22 protein-coding genes and 2 tRNA genes are annotated in these 22,516 nt (G+C 60.5%); 9 read left to right on the top strand and 15 right to left on the bottom strand.

Annotation, left to right across the window (positions count from 1 at the left end; genetic code table 11):
* Nucleotide 1: 1 nt before the first annotated feature.
* On the bottom strand, nucleotides 2-829 hold the full coding sequence (locus KCX59_RS00120) for a class E sortase (protein ID WP_179018026.1): 828 nt from the start codon (nucleotides 827-829) through the stop codon (nucleotides 2-4).
* Nucleotides 830-984: 155 nt separating this feature from the next.
* On the opposite strand from KCX59_RS00120, the gene KCX59_RS00115 reads away from it, so the two are divergent.
* From KCX59_RS00115 to KCX59_RS00085, 7 genes are all read left to right on the top strand, one after another.
* Complete coding sequence (locus KCX59_RS00115; RefSeq protein ID WP_017199768.1) at nucleotides 985-1,239, top strand: cell division protein CrgA; 255 nt, start codon at nucleotides 985-987, stop codon at nucleotides 1,237-1,239.
* A gap of 45 nt (nucleotides 1,240-1,284) precedes the next feature.
* Nucleotides 1,285-1,794, top strand: coding sequence for a methylated-DNA--[protein]-cysteine S-methyltransferase (locus KCX59_RS00110; protein WP_091464300.1), 510 nt, complete (start codon nucleotides 1,285-1,287; stop codon nucleotides 1,792-1,794).
* Complete coding sequence (locus tag KCX59_RS00105) at nucleotides 1,794-2,321, top strand: RNA polymerase sigma factor (protein ID WP_179018025.1); 528 nt, start codon at nucleotides 1,794-1,796, stop codon at nucleotides 2,319-2,321. Before KCX59_RS00110 ends, KCX59_RS00105 begins: the two co-directional genes overlap by 1 nt.
* Nucleotides 2,321-2,950 (top strand): methylated-DNA--[protein]-cysteine S-methyltransferase, encoded by a 630-nt coding sequence (locus KCX59_RS00100; protein WP_091464295.1) that lies wholly within the window; start codon nucleotides 2,321-2,323, stop codon nucleotides 2,948-2,950. The genes KCX59_RS00105 and KCX59_RS00100 overlap by 1 nt, the downstream gene beginning before the upstream one ends.
* Complete coding sequence (locus tag KCX59_RS00095) at nucleotides 2,947-3,663, top strand: alpha-ketoglutarate-dependent dioxygenase AlkB family protein (protein ID WP_179018024.1); 717 nt, start codon at nucleotides 2,947-2,949, stop codon at nucleotides 3,661-3,663. The genes KCX59_RS00100 and KCX59_RS00095 overlap by 4 nt, the downstream gene beginning before the upstream one ends.
* A gap of 103 nt (nucleotides 3,664-3,766) precedes the next feature.
* The gene (locus KCX59_RS00090) at nucleotides 3,767-4,366 is read left to right on the top strand and encodes a DNA-3-methyladenine glycosylase I (protein WP_179018023.1); all 600 of its coding nucleotides are present in this window, start codon (nucleotides 3,767-3,769) and stop codon (nucleotides 4,364-4,366) included.
* Between the two features lie 732 nt (nucleotides 4,367-5,098).
* Complete coding sequence (locus KCX59_RS00085) at nucleotides 5,099-5,710, top strand: GyrI-like domain-containing protein (RefSeq protein WP_179018022.1); 612 nt, start codon at nucleotides 5,099-5,101, stop codon at nucleotides 5,708-5,710.
* Between the two features lie 15 nt (nucleotides 5,711-5,725).
* Here the strand turns inward: KCX59_RS00085 and KCX59_RS00080 are convergent, their stop codons facing one another.
* Together KCX59_RS00080 and KCX59_RS00075 are read right to left on the bottom strand one after the other, a co-directional pair.
* The gene (locus tag KCX59_RS00080; protein WP_091464287.1) at nucleotides 5,726-6,580 is read right to left on the bottom strand and encodes a rhomboid family intramembrane serine protease; all 855 of its coding nucleotides are present in this window, start codon (nucleotides 6,578-6,580) and stop codon (nucleotides 5,726-5,728) included.
* 21 nt (nucleotides 6,581-6,601) lie between these two features.
* Nucleotides 6,602-7,144 (bottom strand): peptidylprolyl isomerase, encoded by a 543-nt coding sequence (locus KCX59_RS00075; protein ID WP_017199760.1) that lies wholly within the window; start codon nucleotides 7,142-7,144, stop codon nucleotides 6,602-6,604.
* A 154-nt stretch (nucleotides 7,145-7,298) separates the two neighbouring features.
* Here KCX59_RS00075 and KCX59_RS00070 point away from each other — a divergent pair, with 154 nt between their 5' ends.
* Nucleotides 7,299-8,273, top strand: a complete 975-nt coding sequence (locus KCX59_RS00070) for a hypothetical protein (protein ID WP_178994673.1) — start codon at nucleotides 7,299-7,301, stop codon at nucleotides 8,271-8,273.
* 143 nt (nucleotides 8,274-8,416) lie between these two features.
* On the top strand, nucleotides 8,417-9,292 hold the full coding sequence (locus KCX59_RS00065) for a glycosyltransferase (protein WP_091464282.1): 876 nt from the start codon (nucleotides 8,417-8,419) through the stop codon (nucleotides 9,290-9,292).
* Nucleotides 9,293-9,310: 18 nt separating this feature from the next.
* Here the strand turns inward: KCX59_RS00065 and KCX59_RS00060 are convergent, their stop codons facing one another.
* The 12 genes from KCX59_RS00060 to dnaA all read right to left on the bottom strand — a co-directional run bounded on the left by KCX59_RS00060 (nucleotide 9,311) and on the right by dnaA (nucleotide 22,516).
* A complete protein-coding gene (locus KCX59_RS00060) occupies nucleotides 9,311-10,219 on the bottom strand; it encodes a DMT family transporter (RefSeq protein ID WP_091464279.1) in 909 nt (302 codons plus the stop codon).
* Between the two features lie 135 nt (nucleotides 10,220-10,354).
* Nucleotides 10,355-10,430, bottom strand: a tRNA-Ala gene (locus KCX59_RS00055).
* Between the two features lie 70 nt (nucleotides 10,431-10,500).
* The gene (locus KCX59_RS00050; RefSeq protein ID WP_217639245.1) at nucleotides 10,501-10,620 is read right to left on the bottom strand and encodes a DLW-39 family protein; all 120 of its coding nucleotides are present in this window, start codon (nucleotides 10,618-10,620) and stop codon (nucleotides 10,501-10,503) included.
* A gap of 47 nt (nucleotides 10,621-10,667) precedes the next feature.
* Nucleotides 10,668-10,741: transfer RNA gene (locus tag KCX59_RS00045), tRNA-Ile, on the bottom strand.
* A 112-nt stretch (nucleotides 10,742-10,853) separates the two neighbouring features.
* The gene (locus tag KCX59_RS00040) at nucleotides 10,854-11,546 is read right to left on the bottom strand and encodes a DUF3566 domain-containing protein (RefSeq protein ID WP_179018021.1); all 693 of its coding nucleotides are present in this window, start codon (nucleotides 11,544-11,546) and stop codon (nucleotides 10,854-10,856) included.
* Nucleotides 11,543-14,212: a DNA gyrase subunit A gene (gene gyrA / locus KCX59_RS00035; protein ID WP_139025118.1), complete on the bottom strand. Its 2,670-nt coding sequence runs from the start codon at nucleotides 14,210-14,212 to the stop codon at nucleotides 11,543-11,545. The genes KCX59_RS00040 and gyrA overlap by 4 nt, the downstream gene beginning before the upstream one ends.
* 63 nt (nucleotides 14,213-14,275) lie before the next feature.
* The gene (gene gyrB, locus KCX59_RS00030) at nucleotides 14,276-16,354 is read right to left on the bottom strand and encodes a DNA topoisomerase (ATP-hydrolyzing) subunit B (protein WP_091464274.1); all 2,079 of its coding nucleotides are present in this window, start codon (nucleotides 16,352-16,354) and stop codon (nucleotides 14,276-14,278) included.
* 336 nt (nucleotides 16,355-16,690) lie between these two features.
* Nucleotides 16,691-17,245: a DUF721 domain-containing protein gene (locus KCX59_RS00025; RefSeq protein WP_054808852.1), complete on the bottom strand. Its 555-nt coding sequence runs from the start codon at nucleotides 17,243-17,245 to the stop codon at nucleotides 16,691-16,693.
* A complete protein-coding gene (gene recF / locus KCX59_RS00020) occupies nucleotides 17,232-18,425 on the bottom strand; it encodes a DNA replication/repair protein RecF (protein WP_091464272.1) in 1,194 nt (397 codons plus the stop codon). The genes KCX59_RS00025 and recF overlap by 14 nt, the downstream gene beginning before the upstream one ends.
* A gap of 23 nt (nucleotides 18,426-18,448) precedes the next feature.
* Nucleotides 18,449-19,333: a phosphogluconate dehydrogenase (NAD(+)-dependent, decarboxylating) gene (gene gnd, locus KCX59_RS00015; protein ID WP_091464270.1), complete on the bottom strand. Its 885-nt coding sequence runs from the start codon at nucleotides 19,331-19,333 to the stop codon at nucleotides 18,449-18,451.
* A gap of 65 nt (nucleotides 19,334-19,398) precedes the next feature.
* Nucleotides 19,399-20,523 (bottom strand): DNA polymerase III subunit beta, encoded by a 1,125-nt coding sequence (dnaN, locus tag KCX59_RS00010; RefSeq protein ID WP_011772783.1) that lies wholly within the window; start codon nucleotides 20,521-20,523, stop codon nucleotides 19,399-19,401.
* A gap of 574 nt (nucleotides 20,524-21,097) precedes the next feature.
* Nucleotides 21,098-22,516 carry a chromosomal replication initiator protein DnaA gene (gene dnaA, locus KCX59_RS00005; RefSeq protein WP_017199749.1) on the bottom strand — a complete coding sequence of 473 codons (1,419 nt, stop codon included), beginning with the start codon at nucleotides 22,514-22,516 and terminating at the stop codon, nucleotides 21,098-21,100.

The following is a 22,516-nucleotide window of genomic DNA, read 5'->3' as shown; positions in this document are numbered from 1 at the left end:
GTTACCCCTTTCCGTGAGCCCGGGCTACTTGGGCGGCGATTTCCGACGGCGGTCCGGCTGAGGCGGGTTGCCAACCATCCAGCATGGAGTAAGCAATGATGCGTTCCTGTGCCCCAAAGCGCGGGTTGCAACTCGTCATGGTGAGGATACTTTCCGTGGGCTGGACACCCGGTTCGGTGGGAACGGGCATCAAGACGTCCGTCCGGTCCGGGAGGACGATCTGGTTGTTACGAAAGACGTAGGTGTAGTAGCCGTCTGCGGTCTGGATGTAGATCTTGTCGCCGGGAACCAGGGTGTGGATATTGTCCAGTACGGCACCGTGGGTTTGACGGTGTCCGGCCACAGCGAAGTTCCCGGGCGCGCCGGGCATGGAGGTGCTTCCGTAGTGTCCAAGTCCCAGGGTGTCCAGGACGTCCGAACCGGTGCCCTCGATGATGGGGCGAGTGTAGTCGGTGCCGAAGCGGGGGATGTACATAATCCCGATCATTCCGGCGTAGGCCGGTGCCGGCGCGACCACAGGCGGTCCATAATCCACAGGTGCGGCAGGTGCTGCCGGAGTTACGGGGCCGGAGAACTCCTGTGCGAAACTCTTGACCGCCTCAGTTTGCTTTGCGTCCGCTTGAACATTGGTCCACCACAGTTCCCAACCCACAAAGAGCAGAAGAACGATGCCTGCAGTGATAAGGAGTTCGCCCAGGATCTGGCTGATTTTTCGGATGACGTCCGATGCCCGGAGACGCTTCCGCGGGCGCAGTTCCTGCCCTTGGCGGGCGGACGGCATGGCTGAAGCCGCCGTCTGCTGCTGATGCGCCACAGGGTCTCCTTGCATAGGGCGCGGGCGGCACGGGCGGACCCAGGTTGCGGCTAGACTTGACAGCTAGAACCAACCCGGAACGCCGTGTGGCCGTTAACCGCTGGAAATTTCCTTCCTGCAGGATATCAAGGCTGGCGGAACGGGGATTAACCGAACAGCCAGGAGGATCCGTGCCCGAGTCCAAGCCCCGCAAGCGGCCTGCCCGTCAGGCCCAGCAGACTTCCGCAGCGCAGCAGTACAAACCGAACCCGGTCTGGTACAAGGCTGTTATGTTCGGCCTGATGATTCTCGGCCTTATCTGGATCATCACGTTCTATATCACTGAGGGCCAGCTCCCAATCCGCGAGTGGGCCTCGTGGAACATCGTGGCAGGCTTCGGGATCGCCATCATCGGCTTCCTTATGACCACTCGCTGGCGCTCCTAGGAATTCAGCACCTCACATTTACGTGCCCGTGAACGTCTACAGGATATGAACAGCCGGCACACCACCTTGGATTCCCCGTTGGGGCAGTTAACGCTGACTGCCCGCGGGGAATTTTTGACGGGCATCTTTTACGAGGGTCACTGGCATATGCCCCCGCCGGACTACTTCGGAGATCCCACAGGAATCGAGGACCCGGTTTTCGCGCGGGCCCAAACCGAGCTCGCCGAGTATTTGGATGGTCATCGGACAGTTTTCGACGTCCCTTTCGAAGCCTCGGGCAACCCCTTCCAGGAGAAGGTCTGGGATCGACTTAAACATATTCCCTTCGGCGAAACCGTCAGTTACGGGGAGTTGGCGTCAGAGTTGGGGGATCCTCATCTTGCACAAGCTGTTGGGTCCGCCGTTGGACGCAACCCCATAAGCATCATCATTCCTTGCCATCGGGTGGTGGGACGCAACGGACAACTAACCGGCTACGCGGGTGGCCTTCGCAACAAGCGCTTCCTCTTGGAATTGGAAGAGCCGGCAGAAGTGCGGGAGGGCAAGCTTTTCTAATGAAGCCAGGGCAAATGGGCAACAGGAAGCCGTTCGAAGCAGTGGTCCGGGAACAAGGTGCCACCGTGCTTCGGGTGTGCCGTGCAGTTCTCGGTGTGCATGACGCAGATGACGCGTGGTCAGACACATTTCTGGCCGCGCTGCAGGCATACCCCACCCTCCCTGCAGGGGCGAACGTTGAAGCCTGGCTGGTCACCATCGCCCATCGCAAGTGCATCGACCATGTGCGTGCCGGTACCCGCCGCGCCCTTCCGGTGGACCACCCACCCGAACAACATTCCAGCCTCGGCATTCCCGGTGACGGGCATGAGGAATTGCTCGACGCAATATCGAGCCTTCCGCCGAAGCAACGACAGGCCGTCGCTTATCACTACCTCGCCGGCCTTCCCTATAACGATGTTGCTGCCCTGTTGGGGGGCACCGCCGAGGCTGCCCGCCGTGCCGGCGCTGACGGTGTTAAATCACTCCGCTCCGCTCTTGCGGCACATCAGTCGCTGGCTCACACATCCTCGAAAGGCGATATCTGATGACCCTCGAACTCAGCCCCGATCACGCCGAGGTAGTTTCGCTCCTGCACCCCCTGGATGCAGGACTCGAACCAGCCATCGCCAGCCTCCACGCCCGGTTGGCCCGGGATGCTCAACTCACCCACACCCTGGACATCGCTTACAGGGTTGTGGACTCTCCTGTGGGGAAGCTCCTCCTGGCCGCGACAGATCGGGGAATCGTCCGCGTCGCGTTCGAGCTTGAAGACCACGACTCCGTCCTGCAGCTCCTGGCCAACACTGTGAGCCCGCGGATCCTTCAGGCACCAGCCCGATTGGACGATGCCGCCCGGGAACTCGACGAGTATTTCAAAGGCACCAGGACGGAGTTCGATCTCACGCTGGATTTCCGTTTGTGCCGGGGTTTCCGCCTCAACGTCCTGCGCCACCTGCCTCGGATCCCTTACGGCAGCACAGCCAGCTATGCCCAGGTGGCCCAGGCAGCTGGCAGCCCCAACGCGGTCCGGGCAGTCGGAACCGCTTGCGCCACCAACCCTTTGCCCCTCATTGTGCCGTGCCACCGGGTAGTGAAGTCTGATGGCAGTTTCGGCGGCTACCTTGGTGGAAGCGAGGCCAAACGCGCACTGCTCCGCCTTGAGGCAGCGGCATGAGTGACGACGCCCTGTTTCCGCTGGAACTTCTGCAGCCGGAAGGGCACGACGCCGGTCCGCGCCTCGTCGCACCCGGCGCCGTCCATGTGCCTGGTTGGCTCACGCTTGAACAACAACGGTGGATCGTGGCGCGCTTTGGTGAGTGGACGCAAGGACCGGTTCCCCTGCGTGCCGCCACCCTCCCTGGCGGACACCAGATGTCGGTTAGGACTGTATGCCTTGGTTGGCACTGGCAGCCTTACCGGTACACAAGGGAAGCCACGGACGTCAACGGCCGCCCCGTGCTCGATTTTCCGGACTGGATGGTGCGCTTGGGGCGGCAGGCAGTGGAAGCGGCCTACGCCTCCGGGGTTGAAGATGACGAAGCCCTGATCAAGCAGGCCAAGGATTACAAACCCGATGCCGCGCTGGTGAATTTTTACGACGACGGTGCTGCCATGGGCATGCACCAGGACAAGGACGAGCGCTCCAACGAACCCGTGGTTTCGCTCAGCATCGGGGAGTCCTGCCTCTTTCGCTTTGGCAACACTCAGACACGGACCAAGCCATATACGGATGTTGAACTTGGCTCCGGAGACCTCTTCGTCTTTGGAGGACCATCACGTTTCGCGTATCACGGCATTCCCAAAGTCCTCCCAGGAACGGCACCCGATGGTTGTGGCCTCTCACAAGGTCGGATCAACATCACCATGCGAGTTACGGGCTTGTCCTGATGCCGCGGAGCCATCACAAGAATGTCAGAGGCACCGGGCACACTAGCCCTGAAGCTGAATTACCGTCCCACCGCATTGGCGGTGCGGCTGCAGAGGAGCATGCATGAGCCCGGATAACGGCACCATCGTTGGTCAGGATGGGCTGGCGCGCCCCCTATGGGCCTCCTCGGATCCCCTCCTGCAGGCGTACTACGACCACGAGTGGGGAATGCCCGTACGCGACGAGCAGGGCATGTATGAGCGCATCAGCCTCGAAGCCTTCCAAGCCGGCCTCTCCTGGGCCACCATTCTTCGGAAAAGGGACGCTTTCAGGAAGGCCTTCCTGCACTTCCATCCGGAAAGTGTCGCCCCCTTCACCGAGGCTGACGTGGAGCGCCTCATGCTTGACGCCGGGATTGTGCGCAACAGGCTAAAGATCAATGCCGCGATCACCAACGCCAAGGCCACCATTGCCCTGCGCGAAGAGGGGGGCCTGGTCGAATTCGTGTGGTCGTTCCAACCCGAGAGTACGCCGGCTCCCAGCTCCATGGCGGACATCCCCACCACATCCCCTGAATCGATCGCGTTATCCAAAGCACTCCGAAAGAAGGGCTTCGCTTTCGTGGGCCCAACCACCATGTATGCGCTCATGGAAGCCGTGGGCATCATCGACACCCATTTGGTGGATAGCCACCGTCGTGGCACCTCGGGAGTTTGGACCTGAGCCTCCGCCTGCCTCAGAGGTGAACGTGTTGAGCTAGTCCACAGCTCTTGTCCACAGAAGTGCGAAACTTTATCCACAGGCGTGGATAACTTCTGTGGACATCCACGCACCTAGGGGATAAATCAGCGCCAACCCGCCAATCCGGGCCAAAAGTCTGATCGGTCATACTTTTACCCACTGTGCACGACACTGTGGATAGTGCCCCAATCTTCACCCAGAGTTCAACGTTCAGGGATTGCCCGATTTGCCTCGGATAGTTTGAGCGAGCGTTGAACCTGCCCCACTCGGGTCGGGAGCTCCACAGTCCGAGCGTAGACGTTGAATAACTTGCCCACATAACAACAGCCCCGTACCCACAAGTTATCCACAGATGGGGATAAGGAGTGGGTATCCACTCTTAGATCACTGGTTTGCCGGGCTTTGGAGCCCTTTCTGCAGAATGAACTACAGCTGTGTAAGTTATTAACACTGTTGATAAGCCTGTTGATATTCGCCTCCCCACGAGCTCATTAACAGGTTTATCCACAGCCGTCACGAAAATGCCCAGTTTGTCCACATATCTTCACCCAACGGGGACAAAGTTATCCACAGATGTGGAGAAATGCATGCCTTTCGGGGGATATCTACCGCCCTGACGAGTGTGCGGACGGTTAAAGGGGGTAACTACACTCGTGTAAGTTACGCACAGTGTGGATAACGGCTGTGGATAACTGCTCGGAGTACCGTGGAGCCATGAAGAGCGACTTCAAGAAGCAGATCCCCAGCTACACGGCCAAGCACGGCCAGTTCTCGGTGGTCACAGTGCCCAGCTTGCAGTTTTTGATGATCGACGGTCACGGGGACCCCAACACGGCACAGTCTTATAGGGACAGCCTGGCTACGCTGTATCCCGTTGCCTACAAGCTCAAGTTCTTCAGCAAGAGTGAACTCGGTCGGGACTACACGGTGATGCCACTCGAGGCTCTGTGGTGGTCGGATGACATGAAGTCATTCACCAGTGCCAGAGATAAGTCACGCTGGGACTGGACGCTGATGAACATGGTCCCCGACTGGATCACCCAGGAGCACCTGGACATGGCGCTGGAGATGGTCGCCAAGAAGGGTGAGGCTCCGCTTCTGAAGGCGCTTCGCCTGGAGCCGGTCCATGAAGGTTTGAGCGTGCAAACGCTACACATAGGCCCTTATGACGATGAAGGACCAGTGCTGGAGGAGATGCACAACAAATTCATACCCGAGAAATCGCTGACCATGATCGGCAGGCACCATGAAATCTACCTCGGCGATCCTCGCCGTACCGCACCGGAGAAACTTAGGACCATCCTGCGACAGCCGGTCAAAGAATGACGGAAAAGTGGCTCGCTAGCCAGCGGTGACGCGGAACCAGGTGGCCACGGCCAAGAGGCCTGCCACCAGAACCAGCCCACCGGTCTGCAGCAGCGCCTGGTTCTTGCCTCGAGGGGCGTATGCAATGGCGGCGGCTGCGAGGCCGCCGGTGATCAGTCCGCCCAGGTGTGCTTGCCAGGCGATGCTGGGCACGAAGAAGCCGATGGCGCCATTAATGGCGATCAAGACCCACAGTTGCTTGGTCTCTCCACCTCGATGGCGCTGCACAACAAGCATGGCACCGAACAGGCCGAAGATGGCCCCGGACGCACCAACGACCCCCACAAGGGGCCTGTCCGGAGTCAACAACAGGAAGCCCACTGAGCCACCAATTGCGGAAATCAAGTAGACAGCCAGGAACCGGATCCGCCCGAGCAAAGGCTCAAGGGCTTGTCCGAAGATCCACAGCGTGTACATGTTCAGGACTATATGAAGCAAGAAGCCTTGGGAATGCAGGAACGCTGCCGTGACCATGCGCCAGGGCTCACTGACTGCAAAGATGTTGGCGAACGCGAAGTTTTCGAAGACCGCGTCGCCGGGCACCATCCACTGAAGGACATAAACCAGGGCGCATAGGCCGATGATCACGTACGTCACCAAAGGCCGGCCCACTGCCAAGGCTCCGCCATACGGGGAGCGGTATGTCGGCGTCGTACGTTTTTGTTCGTTGACGCAGTCAACGCATTGGAATCCGACGGCGGCCGCCCGCTGGCACTCGGGGCACGCAGGGCGCCCGCAGCGCTGGCACCGCACATAGGAGGGCCTGTCCGGGTGCCTGGGGCACACCGGAATATCAGCGGACGGCTCTGCCGACGGAATTCCGTAACTCATGGGCTCTGGTTCAGCGTGCGACTAGAGCTGTTCGATGTCGATGCTGTTGATGACAACGTCCTCAACCGGTCGGTCACCCATGCCGGTGCGGACGGACTCGATTGCATCCACAACCTTGCGGGATTCCTCATCCGAGACTTCGCCGAAGATACTGTGCTTGCCGAACAGCCAGTCGGTGTTCACGGTGGTGATGAAGAACTGTGACCCGTTGGTGCCCTTGCCCATCTGAATGCCTGCGTTGGCCATCGCAAGCTTGTACGGAGCGTTGAAGGTCAGTTCAGGGTGGATTTCGTCGTCGAACTGGTAGCCCGGGCCACCCACGCCGCGTCCAAGGGGATCGCCGGCCTGAATCATGAAGTCCTTGATGATCCGGTGGAAGATGGTGCCGTTGTAAAGCGGCGTACCGGTCTTGTCTTCGCCGGTTTCCGGGTGGTTCCAGGACTTTTCACCCGTGGCCAGGCCAACGAAGTTGGCGACCGTCTTGGGGGCGTGGTTGCCGAAGAGGTCAACCTTGATGTCGCCGAGGCTCGTGTGGATCGTTGCTTTTGCGGTTGCGATGGTCATGGGAACATTCTTCCATGCAGGGTCAACGCCCGTCGGGCTGTAAAGCCGGTTCCGCGCTCGGTGAAATCCGGGACGAACTCGAACAGATGAATAGCCGGTGTTCCACAAGCGACGTAGGCTAGCAACAAACGAGCATGTGTATCGGGAGGTAGTTGTGAAGAAATCAGACCGTATTGCCCGCGAACTCGAACAATCAGTCACGGCCGGTGTGGATAACGCCCGCGACTGGGCTGCACCGCGTGTGGAAGCAGCCGTCAATTGGGCTGTTCCGCGTATCCAGCACGGCATTGACACCGCTTCCCCCAAGATCCAAGAGGGGCTGAAGTCCGCTGCGCACAACCTCGCCGACGGCGTTGCAGTTGTTACGCCGCGGATCCAGGACGGGTTGGCGCACCTCGCGCCGAAGATCCATGACGTAGTTGAAGATGCGACACCCAGGATTCAGGAGACGCTCAACAAGGCCACCCCTGCTCTTGGTCATGCAAGGGACAAAGTGGTGGTGGAATATTTGCCCAAGCTCTCGGAGCAGTTGGGCCAAGCTTCCGTAGCTGTCCATCACGTTCTCGAGAACGCTCCCGCACAGGTTGACGCCGTGGCGCAGAAGCTGGTTGATTCCGGTGTTGTCCACAGCGTCCAGGAGCAGGCTCAGGCCACCGGCAAGCAGATCAAGGCAGTTACTGACCAGGCCAGCAAGGCGGTTTCCACCGCGCTAGCCAAGGAACAACCCAAGCCCAAGAAGCGCGGATGGTTGATCGTCACGGTCATTGCTGCCGCGGCGGCCGCAGGCGTTGCTGCTTGGAAGGCTTCCAAGCCGGTTGAGGATCCGTGGAAGACGCCTTCACCGGTCACACCCACGCCCGCTCCTGTTCCTGCAACGAGCACCACTCCGGCCCCGGCCGATGCCTCTGCGTCGGTCACAGCCACAGTTGCTGAGCCCAAGGCTTCGGACATCACGCCGGAGGAAGCCAAAGCTGAAGTAGAGCAGGCAACCAAGGACGCTTTCAAGAACGTTGAGGATTCCACCGACAAGGTGGCAACCGATGCCAAGACTGCCGTCAAGAACATTGCGGCCAGCCTCCATAAGGACACTGATGGCAAGGACTCCGACGCCAAAGGTGCACAAAACTAAGACCTGACCTACAGCCTCACACAGGGGCTTGCAAGTCAATCATCTGAAGGGATCCGGGCAGTTGCCTGGGTCCCTTCAGTGTTTGCCGGCTCGTAACCAAAGCCTCCATCGGACCTACCGCCCCGGGTGTTAGATTTGAGGTGATGTCAGCCGATAGACCCCTTGCGGGTGCCCTCCAGGATGTCCCGGAACCGCCGGGAGTGTCCATCGTCATCCCGGCGTATAACGAGGAAAGCGTCATTCGCCAGTGCCTCATCGCGGCCATCTACCAGTCAGTTCCAGCCGAAGAGATCATCGTGGTGGATAACCTCTCCACGGATCGCACGGCCAGGATCGTGCGCCAGATGCAGCAGGAATATCCCGAGAGCCCCATCATCCTCCTGCGTCAGGGAGACACCCAAGGCTTGATCCCGACACGTAACCATGGCCTGAACAACGCCACAGGTGACGTGGTGGGCCGCATCGACGCTGACTCCGTTCTTGAACCGGACTGGGTGGAACAGGTCCAGAAGGCTTTCATTGACCCATCCGTCGCGGCAGCCACGGGGCCGGTGGTCTACTACGACATGCCCATGCGCCGGTTCGGGCTAAAAGCAGACGACAAGATGCGGCAGCTCATGCTCCGCTTGGCCAAGCACCAGTACCACTTCCTCTTTGGCTCCAACATGGCACTACGCCGCACCGCATGGGAAACCATCCGTGATGAGGCCTGTCTGGACCCCAAGGACGAGATGCACGAGGACATCGATCTTTCGCTGCACTTGTTCGAGCACGACCTCAAAGTGCAGTACCTTCCGCAGATGGTGTCCGGCATGTCCGCCCGGCGGCTTGAGGACTCGCCGCGGGACTACCGCTACTACGTCCAGCGTTTTGATCGGACGTACAAGGCCCACAACGTCAAGAAGATGGCTCTGAAGGCGCCTATGGTGGTGTTCTTCTCCGTGTACTTCCCGGCCAAGTTACTGCGTGCCATCCACACGGCCAACTCCGCGCAAGGGGCCCGACGCGGCGGTGCTTAAACGCCCGACGCCGGTACCTCAGTCTGTGCCAAGCCCGGCTAGGCGCTGGTCCGGTTCCGGCCGCCCGCGCCGCTGACCGGCAACCACTACGGCCAGTCCCACCAGGATCAGCGACAAACCCGCATACGTGCCGGCCGGCAGGGTCTCGTTCAGGAAGACGGCTGCCAGGAAGGCAGCACCCGGAATCTCCAACAGGATGATCATGGACACCAGTAACGGGCTCATGGTGGCCAGCAGGTGGTTGAACGCCGTGTGCCCCACCAGCTGCGCACATACGGTGATGGCAATAATGCCAAGCCAACCCCCGGCGTCGAATCCAGTGAGCGGCTGAGCGCTGAATAAAGCCAGCACAGCCACTATCCCCGCGCACATTCCGTAGCACAGGGTGGTGTACGTTCCCGTACCCATGGACTGGCGCGCCTTGCCGCCCGCCAGCGTGTAGAGACCGGCCAAGGCGCCGCCAGCGAGTGCCAGGAGGTCGCCCAGCAGCGCTTCCGGGGATGAACCCATGTCGAAGCCGGTAATGGCCACAACACCGCCGAAAGCGATGCCCAAGCCCACGAGGACCGGCCACCTGTGCCGCGTACCCCGGAACAACTGGAAAACGGCGATCCACCCCGACTGCAGGCACACCAACGCGGTGGCGGCGGCAACGGACGTCAGCTGGAGGGCGGTGATGAAGCACGCAAAGTGGAACGCAAGAGCCACGGCCGCTACAGCCGACCAGCCGAACTCACGCCGCGTGATCTTCCCGAATGCTTTCGGTTCCCGGATGACAACCGGGCCCGCCATCACCACGGCACCGATAGCGTTGCGCCAGAACGCGATGGCCAAGGCTGTCACTGAAGTGGCACCGAGCGTGCCCGCTATGAGTGGTCCGGAGGACGCCACGCCAAGGACACCGAGCGCAGCAATGAGAAGGTTCACGGATCTACCCTAGTGCGGCGGGGAGGCTCGGCAGTTCCCGGGCAGTCAGTGCATTTCCTGTTGGTGTATGGCACGCATATGGGTACGGCACTTAAATGCAAAAGTCCCGGTCATTTCTGACCGGGACTTTTCTTATGGTGGAGGCACGGGGACTCGAACCCCGAACCCCCTGCTTGCAAAGCAGGTGCGCTACCAATTGCGCCATGCCCCCATAAGAAGCAACCCGTCAATCATACCCCATGTCCGGACTGGTATTTACCAATCCGTACCGGGCTCCTCGGCTAGTCCACCGTATCGGTCGACTTGCTCCAGACATCCTTCCGGGCTTCGGATTCCTGCGCCTTTTTATAGACCAGGACACCTGCGATTGCCGCTGCCACTACTACTAGCAACTTCTTCACAAGCACCTCATTCCGGTTCAGTTTTACCTGAACCTCTTTCGGTTCCGTGGGCGTACCAGGACTTGAACCTGGGACCTCTTCGTTATCAGCGAAGCGCTCTAACCGCCTGAGCTATACGCCCCGATGCCTCATCGGGCCGAGATATGACTGTACAGCACATCCCGGCCCGATCTCAAATCGAGGCATTCCCCGGATGATTTCCGCCATTTTCGGCGTATTTCCGGGGATTTTCGTTAGTCGTCGGTCAGGGTGACGCCGACGCCACCAACCAACGTTGCGGAAATGTTATACAGCACAGCCGAAAGCATGGACAGTGCAGTCAACAGGACCACGTTCACCACGGCGATGATGGTGGCAAACGATGCCACCTGGCCAAGCGAAGCAATCTTCTTCAGTTCGAACCCACTGCCTTCGGAGCCTGCCAAAGTGCCAAGAAGGCTATCCACCTGATTGAAGATGCCTGTGAGATCCAGCACAGTCCAGAGGACGATCGCTGCAACGACAGTAACGATGCCCAACGCAACAGACAGCAGGAATGCCATCTTCAGCACCGACCAGGGGTCAACCTTGCTGACAAGGAGGCGCGCGCGGCGGACCTTTGCCTTCGGGGCCGGCTTCACAAGTCCGGGACCACCCTGGGCAGGGCGCTGGGCAGGCGTGCCTGCAGGGCGCTGGCCGGGCGCATTGGCGGGACGCTGAGCCCCGGTGGCGGGACGCTGGCCGGAAGCATTGGGAGCACCGCTAGGCCGCTGGGTGGAGTTGGTGCCGCCTGCGGGACGTGCTCCGGCTGCGCCGGCGCCGGAAGAACCGGTTCCGGGACGCTGCTGGGGCCGTGCAGGTGTTCCTGCCTGTGCGCTGCCCGAGGGCTGCCGGAGTCCGCCGGGGACACCTGTGCTCGGCTTGGGATATGAGTCGGAATTACTCACTCGTTACCTCCGGTATTGTCTTCGTTCAGCTCCGCGCCCGTTTCGATTTCCGGGTCTGCGTCGTTTTCCGTTTCGTCCGTCACGGTCGCCTCGGAGGCGCCGTCGTTTGCAGCCAACGTTACGTCATCGTCGAGTCCGTCCTCTGACTCTTCTACTTCCAAGCCGCGTTCGCTGTTGCGCGCAACCTCGATAATGCGATCATTCTTGTCCGGCTTGGCAAAGATGACGCCCATGGTGTCGCGGCCCTTGGCGGGGACGCCGGTCACTGCCGAGCGCACTACCTTGCCACCCTCCATGACCACCAGGACCTCGTCCTCTTCCTGCACGATCAGTGCGCCAACGAGGTCACCGCGGTCTTCAGCAAGCTTGGCCACCTTGATGCCCAAGCCACCACGGCCCTGCAGACGGTATTCGTCCACTGCGGTCCGCTTGGCGTAGCCGCCCTCGGTCACGATGAACACGAAGGATCCGTCCTGGACTACGTCTGCGGCGAGCAGTTCGTCGTCTTCACGGAACTTCATACCGGTCACACCGGACGTGGCGCGGCCCATGGGACGCAAAGCATCATCGGTGGCCGTGAAGCGGATGGACTGGCCCTTGCGTGACACCAGGAGCAGGTCATCGGTTTCGCTGACCAGCTGGGCCGAGACAAGTTCGTCCTCATCGCGCAGGTTAATGGCGATGACGCCGGCCGTACGGTTGGTGTCATAGTCCTCCAACCGTGTCTTCTTGACCAAACCGTTCTTGGTGGCCAGCACCAAGTAGGGAGCCTGCTGGTAGTCCCGCAGGTCAAGGACCTGGGCGATATGCTCATCCGGTTGGAACGCCAGCAAGTTGGCAACGTGCTGGCCCTTGGCATCGCGGCCGGCTTCTGCCAGTTCGTAAGCCTTTGCCCGGTACACGCGTCCAAGGTTGGTAAAGAACAGCAACCAGTGGTGCGTGGTCGTGACGAAGAAGTGCTCCACCACGTCGTCGCCACGCAACTGTGCACCCTTGATGCCCTTGCCGCCACGCTGCTGCGAACGGTAGTTGTCGCTGCGGGTGCGCTTTACGTAGCCGCCACGGGTGATGGTGACAACCATTTCCTCTTCGGGGATCAAGTCCTCCATGGACATGTCGCCGTCGAAACCCATCAGGATGTGGGTGCGGCGGTCGTCGCCGTGCTTGGCCACAATCTCTGCGAGTTCTTCACTGATGATCTGGCGCTGGCGCTCCTCGGAAGCAAGGATCGAGTTGTATTCCTCGATCATCGACTCGAGCTCGGAGTGGCGATCCTGGATCTTCTGGCGTTCCAGTGCGGCTAGACGGCGCAGCTGCATGTCCAGGATGGCGCGGGCCTGGAGTTCGTCGATCTCCAAGAGTTCCATGAGGCCTTCACGGGCAGCCTCTGTGGTGTTGGACGCGCGGATGAGGGCAATGACCTCGTCCAGCATGTCCAGTGCCTTGAGGAGTGCGCGCAGGATGTGCGCCTCTTCCTCGGCCTTGCGCAGGCGGTAGCGGGTGCGGCGTGCAATGACGTCCATCTGGTGCGCAACCCAGTGCCGAATGAAGGCGTCAAGGCTCAAGGTGCGCGGAACGCCGTCGACAATTGCCAGCATGTTCGCCGAGAAGTTGTCCTGCAACTGCGTGTGCTTATAAAGGTTGTTGAGTACAACCTTGGCCACGGCATCGCGCTTCAGCACAATCACCAGGCGCTGGCCGGTACGGCCGGAGGTTTCATCGCGAAGGTCAGCAATGCCTGAAATCTTGCCGTCCTTGACCAGTTCGGCAATCTTGATGGCCAGGTTGTCCGGGTTGGCCTGGTACGGGAGCTCGGTTACCACCAGGCACGTGCGGCCTTGGAGTTCCTCCACGTTGACCACGGCCCGCATGGTGATGGAGCCTCGGCCGGTTCGGTACGCGTCTTCGATGCCCTTGTGGCCAAGAATGGTGGCGCCCGTGGGGAAGTCGGGGCCCTTTATCCGCAGCAGCAGTGCTTCGAGGAGCTCTTCGCGCGTGGCGGTGGGGTTATCAAGCGCCCACTGCACACCTTCGGCAACCTCGCGAAGGTTATGCGGCGGAATGTTGGTGGCCATACCGACGGCGATACCTGAGGAGCCGTTGACCAACAGGTTGGGGAAACGCGCCGGCAGGATGGTTGGTTCCTGGTTCTTGCCGTCGTAGTTGTCCTGGAAGTCGACGGTTTCCTCGTCGATGTCGCGGACCATTTCCATCGCCAGCTGGGCCATCTTGGTTTCGGTGTAACGCGGTGCAGCAGCGCCGTCGTTGCCGGGCGAACCGAAGTTGCCTTGGCCGAGTGCCAGCGGGTAGCGCATGGTCCAGTCCTGGATCAAGCGGACCAGGGCATCGTAGATCGCCATGTCGCCGTGCGGGTGGTACGTACCCATAACGTCGCCCACAACGCGGGCGCACTTGTTGAAAGAGCGGTCGGGGCGGTATCCGCCGTCGAACATTGCGTACAGAACGCGGCGGTGCACCGGCTTAAGGCCGTCACGGACATCCGGGAGGGCGCGGCCGACGATAACGGCCATGGCGTAGTCCAAGTAGGACCGCTGCATTTCCGTCTGCAGGTCCACCTGTTCCACGCGGTCGGTCAGCACATCGCCCTCGAGGATGACGTCGTCAGCGTTGGATTCCGCCGGGACTTCGGGAGTTTCGTCACTCATAATCTAAGGTTTCCGTTTCAGGTATATGTCAGTTCTGGAATATTCAGTTGCCCCTGTGGGCCCCTAGATATCGAGGAATCTGACGTCCTTGGCGTTCTGCTGAATGAAGTTACGGCGCGATTCGACGTCCTCGCCCATCAGGACGGAGAAGGTTTGATCGGCAGCCAGTGCGTCATCCATGGTGACCTGCAGCAGGGTGCGCCGATCCGGGTCCATGGTGGTGTCCCACAGCTCCGTGTAGTCCATCTCGCCCAGGCCCTTGTAGCGCTGGATGCCGTTGTCCTTGGGCAGTCGCTTGTTCATGCTGGCACCCTTGCGGATGGTTTCATCGCGTTCGCGGTCGCTGTAGACGTAGTCGTGGGCGGCGTTGGACCACTTGATCCTGTACAGCGGCGGCTGGGCCAGGTACACGTAGCCATTCTCGATGAGCGGACGCATGTAGCGGAACAGCAGCGTCATCAGCAGCGTGGTGATGTGCTGGCCATCTACGTCTGCATCTGCCATCAGGACGATCTTGTGATAGCGAAGCTTGGAGATGTCGAAGTCCTCGCCGATACCCGTTCCGAAGGCGGTGATCATTGACTGGACTTCAGCGTTGCCCAGGGCCTTGTCCAGGCGGGCACGCTCAACGTTCAGGATCTTGCCTCGCAGCGGCAGGATGGCCTGGGTCTCAGGGTTACGGCCACGCTTGGCAGAACCACCGGCCGAGTCACCCTCCACAAGGTAGACCTCGCAACGTGAGGGATCCTTGGAAGAGCAGTCAGAGAGCTTGCCGGGCATGCCGAAGGACTCCAGCGGGCTCTTCCGGCGGGCGTTATCACGGGCCTTGCGGGCAGCCATGCGTGCCTGGGCAGCCGAAATGGCCTTACGGATGACATCGCGGGCGGGTCCGGGATTCCGCTCCAGCCAATCACCCAGCTGGTCCGTGACAACGCGCTGTACAAAGCCCTTTACCTCGGAGTTGCCCAGTTTGGTCTTGGTCTGGCCTTCGAACTGCGGCTCGGAAAGCTTCACGGAGATAACGGCCGTCAAACCTTCACGGATGTCATCGCCGGTAAGGTTGTCTTCCTTTTCCTTGATGATGCTCTTCTCCCGCGCATAGCGGTTGATGAGCGAGGTCATCGCGGCGCGGAAGCCTTCTTCGTGCGTTCCACCCTCATGGGTGTTGATCGTGTTTGCGTAGGTATGGACACTTTCCGAGTAAGCGGTGGTCCACTGCATGGCAACCTCGACGGCGATGTGCCGCTCAGTGTCTTCGGTTTCGAAAGCGATAACGTCCTCGTGGACGATTTCAACCTTCTTGCTCGAGTTCAGGTGCTTGACGTAGTCCAACAGCCCGTCCGGGTATTGGTAAACGACTGTGCGGTGCTCGGCTGCGACTTCGCCTTCCGTTGCCACGGCATCCAGATCGAGATCGTCGTCCCCGTCACGGTTAACCGGGCGCTCATCCGTCAGCGTGATCCGCAGGCCCTTGTTGAGGAAGGCCATCTGCTGGAAACGTGCACGCAGCGTCTCGAAGTCGAACTCGGTGGACTCGAAGATGGTGCCGTCCGGGTAGAACGTCTGGGACGTCCCCGTAACGTCAGTAGCCTCGCCCTTGACGAGTTCGCCCTGCGGCTTGCCGCCGTCGGCAAAGGTCATACGCCAAACGTGACCCTGGCGGCGGACTTCCGTGTCAACCCGGCGCGACAGGGCGTTAACCACCGAAATACCAACACCGTGAAGACCACCGGAAACGGCATAGCCGCCGCCCCCGAACTTGCCGCCGGCGTGCAGGATGGTCATGACCACTTCAACGGTGGGCTTGCCCTCGGTTGGGTGAATGTCCACGGGGATGCCGCGGCCATCGTCCACAACGCGGACTCCACCATCAGCGCGGAGCGTGATTTCGATGTGACTGCAGTAACCAGCCAAGGCCTCGTCAACAGAGTTGTCCACCACTTCATAGACCAAGTGGTGCAGGCCGCGGGGACCGGTTGAGCCGATGTACATGCCGGGGCGTTTGCGCACGGCTTCGAGACCTTCCAGCACGGTAATATCGCTGGCACCGTACTCCCTGGGCGCCTCCGCGGGCGTGTCAGGCTTGGGAACAGTCTCCTCTTCGGGCTCTACTGCCAAGGTCTCTGCATTGTCGTTAGCCACAGGCGCTTTCGACTCCTCTGTACTCGATGTCGGCCGTTCCCGGAGCTGCCCACGGCGAACCGCGGCCGCCAACGGGCACGTGACTGATTGCGCCGATTAGTCCAACGAAGGGGTCCCCGATGCCACAGGAGTGGATTCAGGACCCGACGACGTTTCACCGGCGCTCAGTGATCTACGCCGATTCTATCGTGGAAACGCGTGAATCCTTGCAAATACGGGGGCAGCCGAGAGCTGAATATGGCCGTAGGAGACCGCTGGCCCTATCTTCAGTGGCCCTATGGTGGTCCCGACGGGGGCCTATACGACTCGGGGGCCTTGAAACGCCCTGCACGCCGTTTAGCCGTAGGTGTCCCTCGGTCCGCGACCGTTAACGCTGCGTCCGCCTTTTCGCCAACTTGGAGCTGAAGGTCCAAGCACCTGAATGCTCGTTACCACTCCTTCTCCCAGTTCATTGCGGAACATCTCCAGGAGGCTGGTGCTCAGCAGCCGCAGTTGTGTAGCCCAGGCCGTGGAGTCGCAACGAACGTGGAGCGTGGTGTCGGTGAAACTCTCGGGCGTGCAGTGAGCGGAGATGTCCGGCCCAACCAGAGTCTCCCACTCCGCCATGACCGAGCCGACGGCCACAGGAGATGTCCAACCGCGTTCGGCCACCAAACGACCTACTACTTTTCCAAGTCCCAAGGGATCACGGCCGCTGCCGTGGAATTGGGTGAAGCCCCTGGTATCCCGCAGCCCTTTGCGTTTCGGAGCGGATCCAGGCCTCGGCGCGCGTTGCCGTACTTCGCCGCGGGCAGCTGCGGCTTCGCGCATCCGGTTTAAGGCCGCTTGGGCAGCGTCAATCTCATCCGGCTCACGGCCGGGCTGAAGTCCGTCGTGGCTATCCTTCGCCATCGATGCCTCCCGGAACAACGGTTACGCGCCGTCCGGCCAGCTCCTCGGGGATATCGGCATCGACGGCGGCTGTCACCAGTACTTGCTCAGCACCGGCGACGATTGCTGCCAGTTTACGCCGCCGGTGGACATCGAGTTCGGCAAAAACGTCGTCCAGGATGAGGATGGGCGCAGTGCCACCGGTCCGGGCGTCATCCAGCATCACATAGTAGGAGGCCAGTCGCAGTGACAGGCACATGGACCACGTTTCACCATGGGACGCATAGCCCTTGGCGGGGGCCTGCCCCAGCACGAGTTCCAGTTCGTCGCGGTGCGGACCTACCAAGGAGATACCGCGTTCGAGTTCCTTTTTCCTGGAGGCTGCGAAGGCCTGGATGTAGCGCTCTGTAAGTTCATCAACGGACAGCAGCCGGAGGTCATCAACCGACGCCGAAGGCTCCGTTCCCTGCTCGGCCGGCCCGCCATCGTCGTCAAGTACGCCCTGAATGGTTGAGCGGTAGACGGCTCCAGCGTCCTTGGAACCATCAGTAAGTTGGGCATAAGCGCTGTTCAGGTGGGGACGCAAGCGCTCCACAAGTTCCAGGCGTGCATGCAGGAGTTCCGCGCCGGCACGGGCCATGTGCTGATCCCAGACATCCAGGGTTGCCTCATGCCCGGCGGTGAACTTGCCGGCGCGGGCCGATTTCAGCAGCGCATTGCGTTGCTTCAACACACGGTCGTAGTCGCTGCGGGTTGCGGCGTGCCGCGGAACGAGGCTCACCAGCAGCTCGTCTAGAAAGCGCCTACGGTTCGAAGGATCGCCCTTGACCAGCGCCAAATCCTCGGGCGCGAACAACACTGTTTGGCAGATCCCCAAAATGTCCCTGGCACGGACCGGGTTGCTGCGGTTGATACGTCCCCGGTTCGCCCGCCCGGAGTTGATCTCAAGCTCGATGACCGTTGACTGCTCGCCACGGACGAGCCTCGCCCGGATCATGGCGCGCTCCGTGCCGAAACGAAGAAGCGGAGCGTCCGTGCTGACCCGGTGGGAACTCAACGTCGCCAGGTACCCGATTGCTTCCATGAGGTTGGTCTTGCCGATTCCGTTGGAACCCACCAAGACCGTCACGCCGGGGCCGAGTTTCAGGTCGACCTGTGCATAGCTTCGGAAATCCGTCAGCGAAAGATGTTCGAGGTACACGCCGTTTGCAGGACTCCTGCGGCCTAGTTGGCCGGACGGGTGGCGTGTCCGCCGAACTGGTGGCGTAGTGCGGAAACCATCTTCATGGCAGGTGAATTGTCTTCGCGGGAGGCAAAGCGGGCAAAGAGTGCGGCCGTGATTGCAGGTGCGGGCACTGCGTTGGCGATTGCTTCTTCCACGGTCCAACGGCCTTCGCCGGAGTCCTCAACATAGTCATCGATCGAGGCCAAGCCCGGATCTTCGTCGAGGGCCTTGACCATGAGGTCCAAGAGCCACGAACGGACAACCGTGCCCTTTTGCCACGCTCGGAAAGTCCCCGGAAGGTCCTTCACGATGTCTTTTGCAGCCAGCAATTCGTAGCCCTCGGCGTACGCCTGCATGAGGCCGTACTCGATGCCGTTGTGAACCATCTTGGCGTAGTGGCCGGCACCAACTCCACCAACGTGGACGAAGCTGTCTGCCCGTTCACCCTCGGGACGGAGTGCATCGAAGACCGGCATGGCCAGTTCAATGTCCTCGTCGGCGCCGCCTGCCATGAGGCCGTAACCGTTCTGGAGGCCCCAAACACCGCCCGATACACCGCAGTCCGCGAAACGGATGCTCTTTTCTGCTAGCGCAGCCGCGTGCTTCTGGTCTTCCGTGAATCGTGAGTTGCCGCCGTCGATGACCAAGTCTCCGGGGCTGAGTTTCTCGCCCAGCTCCGTTACGACGGCATCCGTGATGGCACCGGACGGAACCATTACCCACACCAACCGAGGAGTGGGTAATGCAGCGATGAGTTCATCAACTGACCCGACGTCCGTGACGTCGGGATTCCGGTCAAAACCTGTGACCTCAATGCCACCGTTCCGCATGCGTTCCCGCATGTTGAAACCCATTTTTCCGAGGCCGATCAGTCCGATGTGCACAGTGTGAACTCTTTTCTGTGGAGGTGGCGGGAGACGGTACCGGGCTGGGGCCAATTGGCTCGCAGCTAGTTGGGAAGGCGGACTGGCATCACTAGGTAGCGGTAGTCATCCTGGTCTTCGCCGTCTGCTTCAGCCTGGGCCGTGATCATGGCCGGTTTCGGGGCGGTGGTGAAGGAGAATCGAACGTATTTGGTTTCGATGACGCTCAAGCCTTCAACCAAGTAGTGCGGGTTGAAGGCAACTGTGATGTCTTCACCGGAAAGCTGGGCTTCCAGCTCCTCGGAAGCCTGAGCATCTTCACCAGTACCGGCGTCGAGATTCAGTAGTCCTTGGGTGAAGGCAAGACGGACCGGGGTGTTTCGCTCTGCCACAAGTGAGACACGGCGAACGGCCTCGACGAGTTCCTGGGTCTGGACTGTTGCGTGGATCGGCGTGGAGTCCGGGAAGAGTGAACGGATCTTGGGGTAGTCGCCGTCAACCAGAAGTGAAGTGGTGGTCCGTCCACCACTTTCGAAGCCAATGAGGCGGCTGTCGTCGTCAGCAAGCGCGAGGTTGATGTCGCCGCTGCCACCGAGGGTTTTAGCCACTTCGTTCAGGGTTTTGGATTTCACCAGTGCGCTGGTGGAAATGCCCGGGGTGACAGGCTTCCACGGGACTTCGCGCATGGCCAGGCGGTAGCGGTCCGTGGCGAGGAGCGTGATGAGGTCATCCTCGATTTCCATGCGAACGCCGGTGAGGATCGGCAGGGTGTCATCCTTGCTTGCTGCAATGATCACCTGGGATACGGCTTGGGCGAAAGCGTCGCCCGGCAAGGTACCGCTGATCGCCGGAAGTGCCGGAAGTGCCGGGTACTCGGACTCGGGCATGGTGGCCAGGTGGAAGCTGCTTCGGCGGCAGGTGAGAGTGACTTTACTGCCATCTGTCTCAACTTCCACAGGAGCCGATGGAAGGCTGCGGCAGATGTCTGCCAACAAGCGCCCGGAAACCAAGATGGTGCCCTCAACAGCGATATCCGCGGGGATTTCCAAACGAGCTGAGGTCTCGTAGTCAAAGCTGGACAGGCTAACGGTTCCTGCCTCGGCTTTGAGGAGGAGGCCGGACAGCACGGGTACGGGCGGCCGCGGAGACAACGACCGCGCGGTCCACGTAACGGCTTCTGCCAGGACGTCGCGGTCGACTCTGAACTTCACGGAAGGGTGCCGCCTTTCATTGCTGCTGCCATGTAGTAGCTGCGGCTTCCTGCTTGGAGGCCGCTAAATCTTCGCAATCCGGCACCGGAACCTGCATGGTCCGCACTTAGCGAACTACAAGCAGACCCGAGGATGGGAGCGCTGCTGACAGCTTAGCCGGAAGATCCGCGATTAACCCATCCCCGTCGGGCAGGCCCCCTCGTATGTGGACAGTGCAGGCCGGCTACGGCCTGGCTCTTGGTCTGTCGTTTCCGGGACGGGATGGGTGGCCGAACGAGATTGTTATTTGAGGGATTTCAATTTTTTGGGATTCGTAGTGTTAATAACTGCTGTGGAAACTGTGGATAACCCGATCTCGCCGCGTCGTTTCGCGGTTAAGCCCTGTTCACGGATTGTGCGTTAACTGGGTTTTAAACAGGGTGTGGATGGGGACAACTCCCAGGCCGGTTTTTAACGATCCACAGATGGCTTAAGGGTTTTAAGCCCATTAACCGCGCTTGTCCCCTTAAGTATCCACAGGCTTATCCACATGCACCTGTTAATAAGGTATGTAGTGCCGGGCGCGATGTGGATTTCAGGAGTCGCGCTGCTGCTGTTTGATCCGGTTGGTCAGCTCCGTGACCTGGTTGTAGATCACACGGCGCTCGGCCATCAGCTCGCGGATCTTGCGGTCTGCGTGGATAACCGTGGTGTGGTCACGACCACCGAGCTCCTGTCCGATCTTCGGCAAGGACATGTCCGTCAGCTCGCGGCACAGATACATGGCAATCTGCCGGGCCGTCACCAGGGTGCGTGTACGGGACTTGCTGCAGAGCTCTTCCATGCTGAGCTTGAAGTAGTCAGCTGTCTGGTCCAGGATCTGCTTCGCCGTGATTTCCTGGGCACCGTCGTCGGTGATGAGGTCCTTCAGGACCATCTCAGCGAGGGCCACGTCCACAGGTTGGCGGTTGAGGCTCGCGAAGGCCGTGACGCGGATCAGCGCGCCTTCAAGTTCGCGGATGTTGCTGGAGATCTTGGAAGCGATGTACTCCAAGGCATCGTCCGGCGCGGAGAGGCCCTCGCTGAGGCCCTTCTTGCGAAGGATCGCGATACGGGTCTCCAGCTCAGGGGGCTGGATATCCGTCAGGAGGCCCCACTCGAAACGGGACGTCATGCGGTCTTCGAAGCCGGCGAGCATCTTGGGCGGCTGATCGGAGGTGATGACAACCTGCTTGTTGGCGTTGTGCAGGGCATTGAACGTGTGGAAGAACTCTTCCTGGGTCCGGTCCTTGCCCGCCAGGAACTGGATGTCATCGATCAGGAGCACGTCCACGTTGCGGTACGTGGTCTTGAAGCTGGTGCCTTCGTCATCGCGGATGGAGTTGATGAAGTCGTTGGTGAACTCTTCCGAGTTCACGTAGCGGACCCGGATGCCGCTGTAGAGCCGGCGGGCATAGTGTCCGATTGCGTGAAGCAGGTGGGTCTTGCCCAAACCTGAATCGCCATAAATGAACAATGGGTTGTAAGCCTTCGCCGGAGCTTCAGCCACGGCCACTGCGGCCGCATGGGCAAAGCGGTTCGATGAACCGATCACGAAAGTATCGAAGATGTACTTCGGGTTCAGTCGGCCAAATTCATGCGAGGTACTCGGCGGCGTGGGCTGCGGCTTCGGTTCGGCGAAGTCGGATACTGCGGAAAGCTCGACGGCGGGTTCGGGCTCTGCGTGGACGGGCACCAGATCGGTGTCTACATCGATTGCACAGCGGATGTCGTCCGAGAAGACATTGCGGAGGGCATCGTCCAAGGCGTCCTTGACCTGCGTCTGAAGGACCTCGCGGGTGAGTTCATTGGGAACGGCCACCAGCAGGGTTGAACCGATGAGGCCCTGCGCCTGGGCGAGGATGACGAAACCGCGCTGACGGGGTGAGACCCGGTCGTCTTGTTCCATGAGGCTCAGCACCCTGCGCCAGGAACTTCCGACAGTGTTGGCGTGGTTGGCTTCGTCTACTGTCAT

Origin of the sequence: Paenarthrobacter nitroguajacolicus, from assembly GCF_051027655.1 — a bacterium.
In the GTDB taxonomy this organism is placed as follows: Bacteria; Actinomycetota; Actinomycetes; order Actinomycetales; family Micrococcaceae; genus Arthrobacter; species Arthrobacter nitroguajacolicus.
This window is presented reverse-complemented; position numbering and strand designations above follow the sequence as displayed.